The organism is Edaphobacter lichenicola (assembly GCF_014201315.1).
Classification (GTDB): domain Bacteria; phylum Acidobacteriota; class Terriglobia; order Terriglobales; family Acidobacteriaceae; genus Edaphobacter; species Edaphobacter lichenicola_B.
The window spans coordinates 1,188,928-1,203,669 of record NZ_JACHDY010000001.1; the positions used below are offsets into that span (position 1 = coordinate 1,188,928).

General features: G+C 59.0%; 17 protein-coding genes. 13 read left to right on the top strand and 4 right to left on the bottom strand.

Annotated features, from left to right (window positions below; genetic code table 11):
• The first annotated feature begins 26 nt into the window (after positions 1-26).
• The 7 genes from HDF09_RS05075 (at position 27) to HDF09_RS05105 (ending at position 7,552) form a co-directional block, all read left to right on the top strand.
• A complete protein-coding gene (locus tag HDF09_RS05075) occupies positions 27-1,424 on the top strand; it encodes a hypothetical protein (protein ID WP_260180923.1) in 1,398 nt (465 codons plus the stop codon).
• 470 nt (positions 1,425-1,894) lie between these two features.
• Positions 1,895-2,533, top strand: coding sequence for a non-canonical purine NTP pyrophosphatase (locus HDF09_RS05080; RefSeq protein WP_183762351.1), 639 nt, complete (start codon positions 1,895-1,897; stop codon positions 2,531-2,533).
• Between the two features lie 165 nt (positions 2,534-2,698).
• Positions 2,699-3,514 carry a succinate dehydrogenase/fumarate reductase transmembrane subunit gene (locus HDF09_RS05085; RefSeq protein ID WP_183762354.1) on the top strand — a complete coding sequence of 272 codons (816 nt, stop codon included), beginning with the start codon at positions 2,699-2,701 and terminating at the stop codon, positions 3,512-3,514.
• Positions 3,515-3,938: 424 nt separating this feature from the next.
• Positions 3,939-5,711 (top strand): succinate dehydrogenase flavoprotein subunit, encoded by a 1,773-nt coding sequence (gene sdhA, locus HDF09_RS05090; RefSeq protein ID WP_183762357.1) that lies wholly within the window; start codon positions 3,939-3,941, stop codon positions 5,709-5,711.
• Positions 5,712-6,014: 303 nt separating this feature from the next.
• The gene (locus HDF09_RS05095; protein ID WP_183762360.1) at positions 6,015-6,215 is read left to right on the top strand and encodes a hypothetical protein; all 201 of its coding nucleotides are present in this window, start codon (positions 6,015-6,017) and stop codon (positions 6,213-6,215) included.
• A gap of 95 nt (positions 6,216-6,310) precedes the next feature.
• Positions 6,311-7,075: a succinate dehydrogenase iron-sulfur subunit gene (sdhB, locus tag HDF09_RS05100; protein WP_183762363.1), complete on the top strand. Its 765-nt coding sequence runs from the start codon at positions 6,311-6,313 to the stop codon at positions 7,073-7,075.
• 9 nt (positions 7,076-7,084) lie between these two features.
• Complete coding sequence (locus HDF09_RS05105; protein WP_183762367.1) at positions 7,085-7,552, top strand: energy transducer TonB; 468 nt, start codon at positions 7,085-7,087, stop codon at positions 7,550-7,552.
• Between the two features lie 58 nt (positions 7,553-7,610).
• Here HDF09_RS05105 and HDF09_RS05110 read toward each other — a convergent pair whose 3' ends face one another.
• Both HDF09_RS05110 and HDF09_RS05115 read right to left on the bottom strand, forming a co-directional pair.
• The gene (locus HDF09_RS05110; RefSeq protein ID WP_183762369.1) at positions 7,611-8,036 is read right to left on the bottom strand and encodes a type II toxin-antitoxin system VapC family toxin; all 426 of its coding nucleotides are present in this window, start codon (positions 8,034-8,036) and stop codon (positions 7,611-7,613) included.
• On the bottom strand, positions 8,033-8,623 hold the full coding sequence (locus HDF09_RS05115) for a hypothetical protein (protein ID WP_183762371.1): 591 nt from the start codon (positions 8,621-8,623) through the stop codon (positions 8,033-8,035). The genes HDF09_RS05110 and HDF09_RS05115 overlap by 4 nt, the downstream gene beginning before the upstream one ends.
• A 241-nt stretch (positions 8,624-8,864) precedes the next feature.
• On the opposite strand from HDF09_RS05115, the gene HDF09_RS05120 reads away from it, so the two are divergent.
• Entirely contained in the window at positions 8,865-9,260 is a 396-nt protein-coding gene (locus HDF09_RS05120) for a GlcG/HbpS family heme-binding protein (RefSeq protein WP_183762373.1), read from the top strand.
• Between the two features lie 86 nt (positions 9,261-9,346).
• Here the strand turns inward: HDF09_RS05120 and HDF09_RS05125 are convergent, their stop codons facing one another.
• Positions 9,347-9,547 (bottom strand): hypothetical protein, encoded by a 201-nt coding sequence (locus tag HDF09_RS05125; RefSeq protein ID WP_183762374.1) that lies wholly within the window; start codon positions 9,545-9,547, stop codon positions 9,347-9,349.
• 344 nt (positions 9,548-9,891) lie between these two features.
• Here HDF09_RS05125 and HDF09_RS05130 point away from each other — a divergent pair, with 344 nt between their 5' ends.
• Positions 9,892-11,121, top strand: coding sequence for a dipeptidase (locus HDF09_RS05130; protein WP_311718716.1), 1,230 nt, complete (start codon positions 9,892-9,894; stop codon positions 11,119-11,121).
• Positions 11,122-11,145: 24 nt separating this feature from the next.
• Here the strand turns inward: HDF09_RS05130 and HDF09_RS05135 are convergent, their stop codons facing one another.
• A complete protein-coding gene (locus tag HDF09_RS05135) occupies positions 11,146-11,475 on the bottom strand; it encodes a putative quinol monooxygenase (RefSeq protein ID WP_433977777.1) in 330 nt (109 codons plus the stop codon).
• 50 nt (positions 11,476-11,525) lie between these two features.
• Here HDF09_RS05135 and HDF09_RS05140 point away from each other — a divergent pair, with 50 nt between their 5' ends.
• The 4 genes from HDF09_RS05140 (at position 11,526) to HDF09_RS05155 (ending at position 14,371) form a co-directional block, all read left to right on the top strand.
• A complete protein-coding gene (locus tag HDF09_RS05140; protein WP_183762375.1) occupies positions 11,526-12,083 on the top strand; it encodes a DUF1440 domain-containing protein in 558 nt (185 codons plus the stop codon).
• Between the two features lie 64 nt (positions 12,084-12,147).
• Positions 12,148-12,903 carry a peptidylprolyl isomerase gene (locus tag HDF09_RS05145; protein WP_183762377.1) on the top strand — a complete coding sequence of 252 codons (756 nt, stop codon included), beginning with the start codon at positions 12,148-12,150 and terminating at the stop codon, positions 12,901-12,903.
• 79 nt (positions 12,904-12,982) lie between these two features.
• The gene (locus HDF09_RS05150; RefSeq protein ID WP_183762380.1) at positions 12,983-13,504 is read left to right on the top strand and encodes a peptidylprolyl isomerase; all 522 of its coding nucleotides are present in this window, start codon (positions 12,983-12,985) and stop codon (positions 13,502-13,504) included.
• A 105-nt stretch (positions 13,505-13,609) separates the two neighbouring features.
• On the top strand, positions 13,610-14,371 hold the full coding sequence (locus tag HDF09_RS05155) for a class I SAM-dependent methyltransferase (RefSeq protein WP_183762383.1): 762 nt from the start codon (positions 13,610-13,612) through the stop codon (positions 14,369-14,371).
• Positions 14,372-14,742: the final 371 nt, after the last annotated feature.

The window sequence follows — 14,742 nt, forward strand, 5'->3', positions numbered from 1 at the left end:
CCCAGGCTCAGACAAACCAACCCTTAATGCCAAACATGCCCGGCATGCAGATGGACTCCGCTCAACCATCCACGCCTGACAAGACCACCATGCCGATGAACATGAGCATGGACATGATGAAGCCGCCCACCACGCTCATCGACACCATCCTCAATCACACCACCTCCGGCACCAGCGCCGAACCGGCCTCCACGCCCGTCTCCATGCTCATGCGCAGCTATCGCGGCTGGATGCTCATGCTCCACGGCACCGCCTCCATCTCCGACACCCAGCAGCACGCCTCCAACCCCACAGGCGCCATCCCCGACGTCTGCGTGCAAAACGATCCCTGCCCCAACCCAGCAGTCACCCGCGGCGGCAACAAGCTCTTCTCCACCAACTGGATCATGCCCATGGCCATGCGCCAGCTAGGCTCCCACGGCCAGTACGGCCAGCTCACCCTCCGCACCATGCTCTCGCTCGAACCCGCCACCATCACCAGCCGCCAATTCCCCGAGCTCTTCCAGCAAGGCGAGACCGCCTTCGGCAAACCCATCATCGACGGCCAGCACCCGCACGACTTCTTCATGGAGCTAGCCGCCCTCTACGACCTCCGCCTCGGCAGCCACACCCTCCTCAGCCTCTACGCCGCACCCGTAGGCGACCCCGCCATCGGCCCCACCGCTTACCCGCACCGCCACTCCGCCTCCGAAGACCCCATCGCCGCCCTCGGCCATCATCAGGAAGACTCCACCCACATCGCCTTCAACGTCTTCACCGGCGGCATCACCTGGCGCTGGCTCCGCTTCGAAGAGTCCGGCTTCCACGGCGCCGAGCCCACCGAGCAGCGCTGGGGCTTTCAACCCTCCCCCAACGGCCACGCCGTCGACAGCTACTCTTCCCGCATCACCTTCGCCCCAACAAAAAACCTCAGCACCCAATACTCCATCGCCCACATCGTCAGCCCCGAAGCCCTCTACCCAAACGAGAATCAGCAGCGCCAGACCGCCTCCATCATCTACAACCTCCCCTTCGGCCACACCACCGCCGACGGCGACCACACCAACAACTGGTCGAACACTCTCCTCTGGGGCCGCACAAAATCCCTAACTGACAACAGCAAAGAAAATAGCTACCTCCTCGAATCCCTCCTCAACTTCCGCACCCGCAACTACGTCTGGACCCGAATAGAAAACGCCGGCCGCTCCAACGAGCTCCTCATCCCCCCCGGCTCCCCACTCCCCCCAAACTTCACCGAATCTCCCCTAGGCCACGTAGCCGCCTACTCCTTCGGCTACGACCGCGACTACCGCGTAGCCCCGCACCTCCTCGCCGCTCCCGGCGCGCAATTCACCACCTACACCACACCCAGCGCCCTAGTCTCCATCTACGGCTCCCACCCCTTCGGAGCCGTAGCCTTCGTCCGCCTCCGCATAGCCAAATAGCGCAAACAAATCGGGCCCCATCTTCATAGCGCAAACAAATGGGTGCCCCATCCATCGCAGTCTCACCGCGATGGGTGGGAATCCAAAACTTTGCCTCGCCTGCTTTGAAAACCAAAGCCGGGGGCCCCATTCATGCAGTCTCATCGCATGAGTGGGCATCGCGCCACGCGCGAACCGTCTTCCCTCGCACACGTACAAATCCCCGGGTGCCCCATCCATCGCAGTCTCACCGCGATGGGTGGGAATCCAAAACTTTGCCTCGCCTGCTTTGAAAACCAAAGCCGGGTGCCCCATTCATGCAGTCTCATCGCATGAGTGGGCATCGCGCCACGCGCGAACCGTCTTCCCTCACACGCGTACAAATCCCCGGGTGCCCCATCCATCGCAGTCTCACCGCGATGGGTGGGAATGTAAAACTCCAATACCGGGTGACTTCACCCACCATCCCGCAGCGTGTAGCCTAAACCCAAATGCCCGAGCCCCAAAGCCCTCCCATCCTCTACCTCGCCACCACCAACCCAGGCAAGCTCCGAGACTTCGCCGCCACAGCCTCGTCGCAGATCACACTCACTCCCTTACCCAACCTCAACCAAATCCCCGCCCCCGCCGAAGACGAGCCCACCTTCGAAGGCAACGCCCGCCTCAAAGCCATCTACTACTCCCACCACGCCCCCAACGAAATCGTCATCGCCGACGACTCCGGCCTTGAAGTCGACGCCCTCCACGGAGCCCCCGGCGTCCGCTCCGCCCGCTACGCCGAAGACCACCACTTCGCCCCAACAGACTCCGCCCATCTCACACCCGACGAGCGCAACAACCTCTACCTCATCATGAACCTCACGGACATCCCCCTCACCGAGCGAAGCGCCCGCTACCACTGCGTCCTCGCCGCCGCACGCAACGGACACATTCTCGCCATCGGCCACGGAGCCGTCGAAGGCGAGATCCTCGCCGCCCCCCGCGGCACCCAGGGCTTCGGCTACGATCCCCTCTTCTACCTCCCCGCCCAGCAAAAAACCATGGCCGAGCTCGACACCACCACCAAGCTCACCTTCAGCCACCGCGGCCGAGCCTTCGCCGCCCTGCTAAACTCGCTGCGCCCAGACTAGAACCCCCGCAAATTCAGTCGCACTCAACTTAATCGCACAAACCTAACGATAACCGCACAAATTCCCTCACTTTCCTTGACGCTGCTAATCCATGAGCGGAATAATCGCCCTGCTGCACTTTTTCCATCTCCACCAGTGCATCCATCACGATTCCAAGGAGTCCCCATGGCCACCGCCGCCACGCCAGCACCTCCTGCCACCCCGCCCAGCGAGTCCAAGCTCAAAGGCGTGCAGCCACTCCGCGCCGGCGAAGGCCACTCCTACCTCTGGCACAAACTCCACTCCCTCTCCGGCATCGTCCCCATCGGCGCCTTCCTCGTCGAGCACATCATCTCCAACTTCGAGACCCTCAACGGCCCCCTCGCCTACGCCCAACAGGTCAAGTTCCTCAACTCCCTCCCCCTCGTCCGCGTCCTCGAGTGGGCCTTCATCTTCATCCCCCTCGCCTTCCACGCCCTCTACGGACTCTTCATCGCCTTCCGCGGCCGCGTCAGTGTCAACGTCTACCCCTGGGCCTCCAACTGGATGTACGTCTCCCAGCGCATCACCGGCATCATCGCCTTCTTCTACATCGTCCAACACGTCTGGCGACAGCGCTTCAGCGGCATCTCCCTCCCCGAGAACCCCGGCGCCGCATTCCATAAAGTACAGGTTGAACTTTCGAACCCCTGGATGCTCGCCATCTACGTCATCGCCATGATCGCCACCACCTGGCACTTCGCCTACGGCATCTGGCTCTTCGCCGCCAAGTGGGGCATCACCCCCGGCGACAAGGCCCGCAAGCGCTTCGGCTACGTCTGCACCGCCTTCGGCCTCGCCCTCTGCCTCATGGGCCTCGCCAGCATCTACGCGGTCGTCTGGGAGTACCCCAACGCCCCCGCCAACGTAATGCCCGCCCAACCCGCCGGCATCGACTTACCCGCCCCAACAGTCCCCCCACCAAACTCAACAAACCCCGATCAGCCGGGTGAGGTCCGGTGAGCATGAGCACGTTGCGGCTTCTCGCTATCGCACCCTTCGCTCTGCTGCCGTTGGGAGGAAGTACACCTTCGCTGCAAGCTCAGACAGTCGTCGTTCCGGTTAACCTTTCTGTCTCTGAGGCGGAATTTTTCCAACATATGAAGGCACCCTCTTCGGTCTTGACGGATTCTCTTCCCTCCTCGCCACACGACTTCTACGTCGCTGTCAGAGTTGATAAGGACGGGAACGTAACTTCCGTCGTGCCCGATTACCCCTGCTCTCAGGATCACGGATGCGTTCAGATGTGCAACCTCCTACATCAGCAAAAATTTAAGCCTTTTGAAATTAAAGGAAAGCCTGTTCAAGCTATTGCAGACCTGCACTTCACCTCCAAAAAGACATAGCAAGAACGTAGACATCGCACGAAAGTGTAGAGGATAGCCGAATGGCAGCAACACCCAGAATCATCGTAGTAGGCGGCGGCCTGGCCGGTCTCTCCGCCGTCATCAAGATCGCCGAAGCCGGCGGCAAGGTCGACCTCTTCTCCATCGTCCCCGTCAAGCGCTCCCACTCCGTCTGCGCCCAGGGAGGCATCAACGCCGCCAAGGACCTCAAAGGCGAAGGCGACTCCGTCCTCAAGCACTTCGACGACACCGTCTACGGCGGCGACTTCCTCGCCAACCAGACCCCCGTCAAAAACATGACCGCCCAGGGCCCCGCAATCATCGACCTTCTCGACCGCATGGGCGTCCCCTTCAACCGCACCCCCGAAGGCCTCCTCGACTTCCGCCGCTTCGGCGGCACACTCTACCAGCGCACCGCCTTTGCCGGAGCCACCACCGGCCAACAGCTCCTTTATGCACTGGATGAGCAAGTGAGAAGGTACGAAGCCGAAGGCAAAGTCACCAAGTACGAAGGCTGGGAGTTCCTCTCCGCCGTCCTCGGCTCCAAAGGCGAAGCTCGCGGCATCTGCGCCATGGACCTCCGCACAATGGACACCCGCACCTTCCCCGCCGACGCCGTCATCATCTGCACCGGAGGCAACGGAGCCATCTTCGGAAAGTCCACCAATTCAGTAGTTTGCACCGGATCAGCTCAATCAGCACTTTATCAACAGGGAGCCTTCTACGCCAACGGCGAGTTCATCCAGGTCCACCCCACCGCCATCCCCGGCGAAGACAAGCTCCGCCTCATGTCCGAGTCCGCCCGAGGCGAAGGCGGCCGCGTCTGGGTCCCCCGCGACAAGAACGACAAGCGCGTAGCCCGCTCCATCCCCGAAGCCGACCGCTGGTACTTCCTCGAAGAGTGGTACCCGAAGTACGGCAACCTCGTCCCCCGCGACGTCGCCACCCGCGCCATCTTCAAAGTCGTCTACGAGCACGGCATGGGCATCGACGGCCAGCCCATGGTCTACCTCGACCTCACCCACCTCCCCGCAGAACGCCTCAACAAACTCGAAGGCATCCTCGAGATCTACGAAAAGTTCGTCGGCGACGACCCCCGCGAAGTCCCCATGAAGATCTTCCCCGGCATGCACTACACCATGGGCGGCCTCTGGGTCGACTTCGACCAGCGCACCAACATCCCCGGCATCTACGCCGCAGGCGAGGCCGACTACTCCATCCACGGCGCCAACCGCCTCGGCGCCAACTCCCTCCTCTCCTGCATCTACGGAGGCTTCGTCGCCGGCCCCCACGCCCTCGCCTACGCCAAGGCCCTCCCCCCGCAAGAGGGCGACGGAGGCCACGCCGCCGAGCTCGCCCGCCAGAAGGAGTTCAACAACCAGCTCCTCAACAACCCCGGCACCGAGAACCCCTTCAAGCTCTGGCGCGAACTCGGCGACACCATGACCAAGCACGCTACCATCATCCGCTATAACGCCGGCCTCGACGAAGCCGACGCCAAGATCGTCGAACTGCTCGAGCGCTACGAGAACGTCAACCTCTCCGACAAGAGCCAGTGGGCCAACACCAGCTTCGCCTTCACCCGCCAGCTCTACAACATGCTCCAACTAGGCCGCGTCATCGTCCAGGGCGCACGCCTCCGCGACGAGTCCCGCGGAGCCCACTACAAACCCGACTTCCCCGACCGCAACGACGAAAAGTTCCTCAAAACCACCAAAGCCAGCTTCAAAGACAACGCTCCCGCCTTCGAGTTCGAAGAAGTCGACATCAGCCACATCAAACCCCGCCCCCGCCGCTACGACGCCACCGCCTGATAAACGCCGTCCAGAGCATCGCAAACGCAGTTCACAGCCACGCCGTTTCATAGCCCGACAAACGCCGTTCGAAACAAATGCCAGCCTACCCAAAAAAATCGTCATCTCGACCGAAGGCGGCGCACTTTGCCGCCGAAGCGGAGAGACCCCCGTATTTGTATTTGTCGTTGCCCGTTCCTTTGTTGTCATTCCGCAGCGCAGCGGAGAAATCTGCTTTGCGTCCTGTCACCGCACCGGACCAAGCAACAAAAAGACCCAACACGACGGATCACCTCAAAACCCGCCAACACCATCTAACCGGGCATGGAAAACATCACTCTCGTCTACATCGCCCTTGCACTCATATACGCAATGGTCACGACGTATATGTTCCTCTACACCACGCACCTTCACCCCAACGAGCGGACCATGGCCCTCAAAGGCCGCCCTCCCGTCAGCAAAGAAGAAGGCATAGCAGTCGCCACACTGGAAAAAGAACGCCTCCACAAAACAGGCAGCTTCTAATCCACTCCGCACCGACTGCAGTCCTTCGCAACACACGCCTCCAGCTCACCCTCACGCTGAAGGCCCAGGAAATCTGCAGTCGCTAAGGAGCATTCATGGCACCCAGCACCATCAAAGTCGAGATCAAGCGCCAGTCCACCCCGGACGCCCCCTCCACCACCGAGACCTTCGCGATCCCCTACCGCCCGGGCATGAACATCACCTCGCTCCTCGGCGAAATAGCGCTCAACCCCGTCGACGTCTCAGGCAAGCCGACCACGCCCATCACCTACGACTCCAACTGCCTCGAGGAGATCTGCGGCTCCTGCGCCATGTTGATCAACGGCAAGGCCAGCATGGCCTGCTCCGCCCTCGTAGACAAGCTCACCGGACCAAATCACGACCAGACCATCACCCTGGCCCCGCTCTCGAAGTTCCCCGTAGTCCGCGACCTCGCCGTCGACCGCTCCGTCCTCTTCGAAAACCTCAAGAAGGTCAAAGCCTGGGTCCCAATCGACGGTTCGTATGATCTAGGAGCTGGGCCACGCCAAGCTCCGCAAATACAGGAGCAGCGCTACCCCCTCTCCAACTGCATCTCCTGCACCATCTGCATGGAGGTCTGCCCCCAGTTCAACGACGTCACCAACTTCGTCGGCGCAGCCACCATCGCCCAGGCCCGTCTCTTCAACATGGACCCCTCCGGCGCCGTCCTCAAAGAAGAGCGCCTCCGCGCCCTGGCCGGAGACGGCGGCATTCAAGAGTGCGGCTTCGCGCAAAACTGCGTCCAGGCCTGCCCCAAACAGCTCCCCCTCACCGAAGCCATCTCCGACATGGGCCGCGACGTCTTCATCCAACAAGTCAAAGACCTCTTCGCCCGATAGGATGTTTGCATGAGCTTCGGTCACGTCGCACGAATCGCTGGACTGTCCATCGGCCTTTTCTTTCTGCCCTCGCGCGCCCACTCCGAGTTGCTACAAGCAGCCTCCATCGAACCGGGGCCACCAGGTATCCCCGCCCCAGCGCGGACCGATATTGTCCCGCCTGGAAAGAACATGACAGCCCCGATTCTGATTCACTCCGTTGAGCCGCGATATCCCGCATCCGCACAAAGGTCGAGTTCACCTGAGATTGTGATCGTGAACTGCTACATCGAGCTAGATGGAACCACCAGCAACGTTCATGCGGTTCGAATCACGGTTGCCAGAGAAAGCGACGTTAACAATTACGCCAAATCCCTGGAAGACAGCGCCGTCGAAGCAGTAAAACACTACAAGTTCAAGCCCGCCAAAAAAGATGGGAAGCCCGTCCCCGTCGAACTAAATGTTGATGTCACTTTCAGCACCCGCTCTTACCGTTAACTTCCAATAAATCGACCCCTCCACATCAAATCGTGTCCCTTCGATTTGATTCAGTTTGCTACAACGGAACCCGCTCCAACCCAGACACAAAATGTATCCCCGGAACGATCTTGCGGCTCAGCCGATCATCATTCGTTACAAATAGATCGCACTGAGCCGCCGCCGCAATCGACAACTGCATCGCATCCGGAGCCTTGATCCCCTTGTCTAATCGGACTCGCGCATAGATTCGAGCCGCGACCCGGTCAAAGTCCAGCAGATGCACACCCGGCGAAGTCAGAATCCTCTCATATTGATCCGCCAGCTTCACATCCTCCTTCTGCAAGGGCAGTGTAAGCACCTCGCCCAGAGTCAGAGTCGAGGTATAAACAGAGTCCCGCCTCTCTGTCATCCGATCCAGAAGCTCCGCAGCTCTCCGCCCGTTCACGCCACGGTCTTCAATCAAATAGATAAATATGTTCGTGTCGAGAAAGACCTTGCTCATTCCCATCCTTCCCGCAAACCACGAACATAAGCATCGGCGTCAACACCCTTCCATATCCCCTTGCCCATCCCCTTCAATTGGTGCAAACCCTCCAGCCAGCGAGCCGGAGGTCCCTCCGTCTTTTCGTGCCTGCGCCTCGCCCACTCCACCAGCGCGTGATATTTCTCCGGAATATCATCAAGGTCCGGATAGAACTTCTGGTGACGATCAGGATGAACATAGTCTGATGGTGCCAGCAGCCGGATGCGATTATCACGCTCACGAAAGACCATGCGATATTTGCCTCCTCTGCTGTCGGGATCTACATTCGCCGCAGCATGTTGAGAAGCATGAGCACGCAAGCTGCCCGCAGCCGACCCCAAACCCTCCTTGGCTGCGCGCTCCAATATCTGCCCAACGGTGAACGCTTTCTGTTCTGGCTGCTCCTGATGAAGTAACGCAACAATCAAAAACAACTCGTCTGCAACCTTCACATGACTTTTTGTATAAGCCGTTGACATCTTTTCTACCTCACAATAGTTATACCTTTTATACCATTTGTCAAAAAAAAAGAGCACTTTTTTAGATTGATACGCCGGATGCCCCATCTTCGTGACGCCGCCTCGTCGCTAAGCCGGGGTCCGACAGCTTGCTGACGGGGTGGCATGGTGGGCCTTTGCGCCACGCGCGACCCGTTCTCCTTCATGCGCCACGATTCTCCGGGTGCCCCATCCATCGCAGTCTCACCGCGATGGGTGGAAATGTAAAATTCCTCCCCGCCCGCGTCAAAACCCAAGCCATCCACACGCAAGCAAGCGTCAAACCGATAAGCTCACATCAGGAGAAAAAATGATCCAACTAGCAGACGCCCGCCGCATCATCGCCGCAGCCGAAAAGAAGGCCGAAGAACTAGGCCAGCCCATGAACGTAGCCGTAGTCGACGAGGGCGGCAACCTCATCGCCTTCGAGCGCATGACCAACGCCTGGCTCGGCTCCATCGACATCGCGCAGAAAAAAGCCTGGACATCTCGCGCCTTCGACATCACCACCAAAGACCTCGGTGACAACTCCCAATCCGGCAACCAGTTCTTCGGCATCCACGCCTCAAACGACGGCAAGGTCATGATCTTCGCCGGCGGCATCCCACTCAAAAAAGAGGGCAAGGTAGTTGGAGCCATCGGAGTAAGTGGAGGCTCAGGAGCCCAGGACCACGCCGTAGCCGAAGCCGGCGCAGCCGCCCTCTAAGCGCAAACAAAAACGGAGATGCCCCGCCGGCCCGCGGGGCATCTCCGCCTCGTTACTGCTCTGCCTAGGAACCTGTTTGTCGAAAGTTACTTCGAGAATATCGAGTTAGCCGGAGTCCTCTCCTCGTTCGAGTGAATCCGGTTCTGAGCGCGTTTGGCACTCTCCATCGCAGCATGATCCATCTTTTGCTGATCGGTCTTGCCAACCTCTGTCGCGGTACTCTCCACTTCAATCGCTTCGTGCGAAGGACGTGCGCCGGTCTTCGAAGAATTCATACCCTGTGCCATAACATTACCTCTCCCTCAACAGATGACATCGCAGACCATGAAGGTTGCTCCAATACGCCATCCATCTCTCAACAAAAAAGAAAATAAATTTGGAAAAACTGGCACATTTTCCGACGCACAAAAATGTGGTGCAACAACACCACGTTAGCCACGCAATTCACCACGCTCTCACCACAAAAACACCACGCCAATCACACGCTTTTTCCTAAAATCCCACACAAAAACACCTTTACCCATGCAAAGAAAAAAATCGCAAAACTATCGCCTTCAAAAACCACAAGCAAGGAAAAAACACCCACTTGCTACAATCGGCTATCCCGCAACCGAAAGAGTGGCGAGCCAACATGCACAAACGCGGCATCTTCGTCTCTACCCTTCTCCTCCTCACCATGCAGGCCCACACCCAAACAAACTCCCCAAAATCAATGACTGATCCCACCGCCGTCCACCAATCCTCCATCGTCATCGACACCCACGCCGACACCCCCCAACGCTTCGTCGACGAACACTGGGACTTCACCGATCCCCTCAACGGCGGCATGCTCAACTATTCGAGCGCCAAACAAGGCAATCTCGACGCACAGTTCTTCTCCATCTGGGTCGATCCCAACCAATACCCCGCCAACGTCAGTGCCCACCGCACTCTCTCGCTCATCGACGGCACCCTCGAGCAGGTCCGCAAACACCCCGACAAACTCGCCCTCTGCCTCTCCTCCGACGACATCCTTGCCACCCATGCACAGGGAAAGTTCGCCGTCCTCATGGGCATCGAAGGCGGCCACTCCATCGAAAACGACCTCGGCCTCCTGCGCGACTACTACCGTCTAGGCGTTCGTTACATGACCCTCACCTGGTCCAACACCAACAACTGGGCCGACTCCTCTGGCGACATCGACGACGAAAAAGTTCATCACCACAACGGCCTCACGCCCTTCGGCAAACAAGTTGTCGCCGAGATGAACCGCCTCGGAATGATGGTCGACATCTCCCACGTCTCCGACAAAACCTTCTGGGACGTCATCGCCACCACACGCACTCCAGTCATCGCGTCACACTCCTCCGCCCGCGCCCTCACTCACGCCGCCCGCAACATGACCGACGAGATGCTCCTCGCCATGAAGAAGAACAACGGCGTCGTCATGGTCAACTTCTTCCCTGCCTTCATCGACGAAAACTGGCGCAAAGCCTGGGCCGCGCAGGAGCCCGAACGGAAAAAAGCGCAGCAAGCGCTCGAAGCCGAATACAAAGCCAAGGGCTCGCCCGTCCCCTACACCGCCTCCGACAAAGTTGACCGCGAGTTCGCCGCAAAGATCGGCCGCGCGCCCTTCAACTCCCTCATCGATCACTTCGACCACGTCATCAAGGTCGCCGGCATCGATCACGTCGGCATCGGCACCGACTTCGACGGCATCCCCGTCCCACCCGCCGGCATCGACTCCGCAGCCGACCTTCCCAAAATCACCGCCGCCCTCATGGCTCGCGGCTACTCCGCCGACGACATGCACAAACTACTCGGAGGCAACCTGCTCCGCGTCTTCCGCGAAGTTCAAGCCGCCTCCGATCACAACCCATAACCGATTCGATGCAAAGGCTAAGGACTATACCTTCTCGCCTACCAACTCAATCTTGTGAATCTTCGGAGCTTCGGAGAAAAGTGTCTCCGCATTCGCCATCAAAGCCTTCGCAATCTCACCATTCAAATGAGCATCGCGCCCAACCTCATCATTGAAGGTGTCAAACACCCCAAACACCCCACCTTTATCTTCCTTGAACCCATACCAGTGCACAGTCCCAGCCTCTGCCTTCGCCATCTCTGCACCCTGTTTCAGAAAAGCCTCAACATCCGCTTCTTTCCCCGGCTTCGCCTTCAACTCCGCATACAACGCAAACTTCGCCATCTTGTAGATCCTCCACTGGGTGAGATGCATAAAACATTACTTGGTTACTGTCTTTTGCATCTCAATCGCTTGAGGAAAACATGCGCAAAGATAAACCTTCCGTTCTTCGTGGAATCGTCACAGGCGTCGCAGCCGGCATCGTTGCCACGCTCATCATGGATCAGTTTCAGAAGTTGAGCACAGCTGGCGGGAAAACACTCGAAAAACAAAAGAAACTAGCCGAGGGAGAGTCCCCATCGCAGATCGCTCAGGAGCAGGCTGCCTCCGAACAAAAAGCCGCTTCGCAGGAGGGATCCACCGAGATCGTAGCGCGGAAGATTGCCGAAGCGACCGGCACCCATCTCAACAAAGAAGACAAAAAGACAGCAGGTCAGGCAGTCCACTACACCTTCGGCACTTTGATGGGCGTCGTCTACGGCGTCTCCTCCGAACTCCTGCCCGAAGTCACTACCGGTGCAGGCACAGCCTACGGCACACTCCTCTTCCTCGCCGCAGATGAGATCGCAATCCCAGCCTTCCAACTCTCTCCTTCTCCCGCAAGCACGCCGGCCACCGATCATCTCCAACATTGGGCAGCTCACGTCGTCTACGGAGGCTCTCTCGAACTTGTTCGCAGCCTCCTCAGACGCATTCTCTAAGACCATCCCCACATTGCCCCCGCCGCCCGTCTGCGATAGCCTGTTTGTTGGAGCTACTAACCGCATGATGCTTCGTACTCTCGCACTCTCCCTGGCCCTCGCCGCATCCGGCCAGGCACAATCGACCCCAGCGCAGTCCACCCCAACGCCCCCGGCCGACGCTCTACCCGACGCCCCCAGCACCACCAGCAACATCAAGGCACCCGTCGTCCCCACCGGCCCCACCGCCGTCATCGACACCACCATGGGCCGGCTCACCTGCAAGCTCTACGACAAGCAGGCCCCCCTCACCGTCGCCAACTTCATCGGTCTCGCCGAAGGCACCAAAGACTGGACCGATCCCAAGACCCTCCAGAAGATGCGCCACCAGCCCTTCTACAACGGCACCACCTTCCACCGCGTCATTCCCAACTTCATGATCCAGGGCGGCGACCGCGTAGGCGACGGCACCGGAGACCCCGGCTACTTCTTTCAGGACGAGATCGACCCCGACCTCACCTTCGACACACCCGGCCTCCTCGCCATGGCCAACGCCGGCCCCGGTCCATCAGGCGGCGGCACCAACGGCTCGCAGTTCTTCATCACCGAAACCGAAGTTCCGCAACTCAACGGCAAGCACACCATCTTCGGCCAGTGCGACGCCCACACCGCCCTGCTCGTCGCTTCCATCGCGCGCGTAGAACGTAACTCCAACGACAAGCCAATCACACCAGTCGTTATCAATCGCATCACCATCGTGCGCGACGGCCAGCCCATGCCCCCGCTGCCAGTGGCGCCCGCTGTACCTGCGACACCAGCCGCCGCTGCACCACCCCAATAATCTTCCGGCCTCCGCGATCTCAACGGAAACGCCTCTCTGCTAACAAAGCACTCAACCAGTCACTGCAAGGAGATTTCGAATGCCAACCAAACCAGGCACCTACGCCACCTTCAAGACCACCGAAGGCACCATCGTCTGCGAGCTCTTCGAAAAAGACGCACCCGAGACCGTAGCCAACTTCATCGGCCTCGCCGAAGGCTCCAAGGAGTGGAACAGCCGCAGCAAGAAGGGCGCCAAGCTCTACGACGGCACCATCTTCCACCGCGTCATCCCCCAGTTCATGATCCAGGGCGGCGACCCCGAAGGCACCGGCATGGGCGGCCCCGGCTACAAGTTCGCCGACGAGACCAAGGGCTCCAAACACGGCTTCCAGGAGAAGGGCAAACTCGCCATGGCCAACGCCGGTCCCAACACCAACGGCAGCCAGTTCTTCATCACCGTAGCCGACACCAGCTGGCTCACCGGCAAGCACACAATCTTCGGTCAAGTCGTCGAAGGCTACGACATCGTAGAAAAAATCTCCAAGGTCAGCAAAGACGGCATGGACCGCCCCAAAACCCCAGTCGTCCTCGAGTCCGTCACCGTCGAACGCATCGCCTAACCAACCATCTCGCAATCCAACAAAGGCCCGCTCACAAAGCGGGCTTTTTTCTCGTGAAGCAAACATCATCGCCGACGCATGATATCTTCGCTTACCAAGAAGCCTATGGACACGCCGACGGACACCTTCTATGACGATTTAGCCGACCACTACCATCTCATCTTCGAGGATTGGAGCCAAAGCATCGAGAGACAGGCAGCAACTATCGGCCCGTTGTTGGAGCGATACACAAATCAAGTCGCGCCTCGTGTTCTGGACTGTGCCTGTGGAATAGGAACTCAAACCCTCGGCCTATCCATGCGAGGGCACAGCCTCGTCGCCTCCGATCAAAGTCGTGCCTCCGTCGCACGCGCAGCAAGAGAAGCCAACCTTCGAGGACTGAAGATTCAGTTTCACGTAGCGGATATGCGTAATCTCAGCTCCATCCCGGAAGAAAACTTTGATGCCGTTCTAGCCGCAGACAATGCACTGCCCCACCTGCTCCTCAGAGAAGATCGCGATCAGGCACTACACGAGATCGCTGGCAAACTGAGACCCGGCGGCATATTGATAGCGACGATTCGAGACTACGATCACCTGATCCAAACGCGTCCGTCCATACAAGCCCCTCTAATGTACGGGCCAAGAGGCCAGCGCCGCATCGTCCATCAGCTCTGGGATTGGGACGGCGAGGAATACGACGTCCATCTCTACCTCTCCTTCGAAAGATCAGCACAATGGACTGTAAAACATTACGTCTCCCGTTATCGCGCCTTACTCCGAAACGATCTCTCCACCTCTCTTCACGATGCCGGCTTCACCGCGATTCAGTGGCTTGAACCCGCAGATACAAATTTCTATCAACCTGTTCTTATTGCAAGAAAGTAGAGAGTGCTCTCCTCATCCTGGGCATGATTTCAAAAGAACGATCCGTTTAGCGGACCGCCGGGTGCCCATGTCTCGAGTTTTGAAACATGGGTTTCGAGCTGGGCCCCGAACTCTATACCCCAGAGGACCCACTCTAACGAGCGACTAGTGAATAAAACTCGCAAAGATTAGCAGCCCGATCGCCACCACTGCCGCCACCTGCATCCACAACACTGCAAGAAAAAACCACGCGGACGATCGTTCTCTCCTATCCGCCGTATCCAGAATCTGATGGAAGCTCTGAGCGCCGTCCAAATTAAACCTTCGTTCTGTACGATTCCCTGAAGCCTCGCACGTCTCAAAAACGATCTCTTCAACGCGAAGATAGCGCA

Excerpts from the sequence above, each read along its gene's own strand:
- HDF09_RS05075 (WP_260180923.1), top strand. The coding sequence starts at position 27 with ATGCCAAACATGCCCGGCATGCAGATGGACTCCGCTCAACCATCCACG.
- HDF09_RS05080 (WP_183762351.1), top strand. The coding sequence starts at position 1,895 with ATGCCCGAGCCCCAAAGCCCTCCCATCCTCTACCTCGCCACCACCAAC.
- HDF09_RS05085 (WP_183762354.1), top strand. The coding sequence starts at position 2,699 with ATGGCCACCGCCGCCACGCCAGCACCTCCTGCCACCCCGCCCAGCGAG.
- sdhA (WP_183762357.1), top strand. The coding sequence starts at position 3,939 with ATGGCAGCAACACCCAGAATCATCGTAGTAGGCGGCGGCCTGGCCGGT.
- HDF09_RS05095 (WP_183762360.1), top strand. The coding sequence starts at position 6,015 with ATGGAAAACATCACTCTCGTCTACATCGCCCTTGCACTCATATACGCA.
- sdhB (WP_183762363.1), top strand. The coding sequence starts at position 6,311 with ATGGCACCCAGCACCATCAAAGTCGAGATCAAGCGCCAGTCCACCCCG.
- HDF09_RS05105 (WP_183762367.1), top strand. The coding sequence starts at position 7,085 with ATGAGCTTCGGTCACGTCGCACGAATCGCTGGACTGTCCATCGGCCTT.
- HDF09_RS05110 (WP_183762369.1), bottom strand. The coding sequence starts at position 8,036 with ATGAGCAAGGTCTTTCTCGACACGAACATATTTATCTATTTGATTGAA.
- HDF09_RS05115 (WP_183762371.1), bottom strand. The coding sequence starts at position 8,623 with ATGGGGCATCCGGCGTATCAATCTAAAAAAGTGCTCTTTTTTTTTGAC.
- HDF09_RS05120 (WP_183762373.1), top strand. The coding sequence starts at position 8,865 with ATGATCCAACTAGCAGACGCCCGCCGCATCATCGCCGCAGCCGAAAAG.
- HDF09_RS05125 (WP_183762374.1), bottom strand. The coding sequence starts at position 9,547 with ATGGCACAGGGTATGAATTCTTCGAAGACCGGCGCACGTCCTTCGCAC.
- HDF09_RS05130 (WP_311718716.1), top strand. The coding sequence starts at position 9,892 with ATGCACAAACGCGGCATCTTCGTCTCTACCCTTCTCCTCCTCACCATG.
- HDF09_RS05135 (WP_433977777.1), bottom strand. The coding sequence starts at position 11,475 with ATGCATCTCACCCAGTGGAGGATCTACAAGATGGCGAAGTTTGCGTTG.
- HDF09_RS05140 (WP_183762375.1), top strand. The coding sequence starts at position 11,526 with ATGCGCAAAGATAAACCTTCCGTTCTTCGTGGAATCGTCACAGGCGTC.
- HDF09_RS05145 (WP_183762377.1), top strand. The coding sequence starts at position 12,148 with ATGATGCTTCGTACTCTCGCACTCTCCCTGGCCCTCGCCGCATCCGGC.
- HDF09_RS05150 (WP_183762380.1), top strand. The coding sequence starts at position 12,983 with ATGCCAACCAAACCAGGCACCTACGCCACCTTCAAGACCACCGAAGGC.
- HDF09_RS05155 (WP_183762383.1), top strand. The coding sequence starts at position 13,610 with ATGGACACGCCGACGGACACCTTCTATGACGATTTAGCCGACCACTAC.